We start from the raw sequence: 720 nt of genomic DNA, 5'->3' as shown, positions 1-720 counted from the left end.
TACCATGAGTACGCGCTATTCGCCCGAGCTGAAAGCCAAGCTGATTGCCAAGATGCTGCCGCCGCAGAGCGTGCCGGTGCGCGATCTAGCCCGCGAGACGCAGATTCCCAAGGACACCCTCTACAGCTGGCGCTCACGCGCCCTGAAAGCGCGCCAAGGCGCCCAGGAACGTCCCAGCAGCGGATCGCCCGAACGCAGCAGCGGCGAGAAATTCGCCATCGTGCTGGAGACGGCGACCCTCGATGACACGCAACTGAGCGCCTATTGCCGCCGTCAGGGGCTCTATGTCCACGACATTATGGCCTGGCGCAGCGCCTGCGAGCAGGCCAATGCCGCCGGATCCGCGCCCGTGGATCGCACCAAGGCCCGTACCGACCAGCAGCGTCTCAAGGCGCTCGAGCAGGAGCGCTTGCGCAAGGACAAGGCGCTCGCCGAGGCGGCGGCCCTGCTGGCGCTCCAAAAAAAGTCCGCCACTTGCTGGGCGACGCGGACGCCTGATCGACGGGGAGCAGCGACGCGCCGTGAGCACCTGGATCGAGGAGGCCTGCGCCGCCGGAGCGCGGCTGAAGCCCGCCTGCGAGGTCGTGGGGCTGTCGGTACGCACCCTGCAGCGCTGGCGCGGCGAGGACGGCATCCAGGCCGATGCCGAGACGGACGCGCGCATTGAGCGCTTGCGCACCGCCGCCCTGGCCCTGATCGAGACCGCGGCCCAGCTCAAGG

1 protein-coding gene is annotated in these 720 nt (G+C 68.9%); it reads left to right on the top strand.

All coding sequences use genetic code 11. From position 1 onward, the window contains the following. The coding region (locus tag G3446_RS27070; RefSeq protein ID WP_164456738.1) for a transposase at positions 1-667 on the top strand (667 nt) is incomplete at its 5' end. Between the last annotated feature and the right edge of the window lie 53 nt (positions 668-720).

Source organism: Thiorhodococcus minor (assembly GCF_010820565.1).
GTDB classification, from domain to species: domain Bacteria; phylum Pseudomonadota; class Gammaproteobacteria; order Chromatiales; family Chromatiaceae; genus Thiorhodococcus; species Thiorhodococcus minor.
This window is presented reverse-complemented; position numbering and strand designations above follow the sequence as displayed.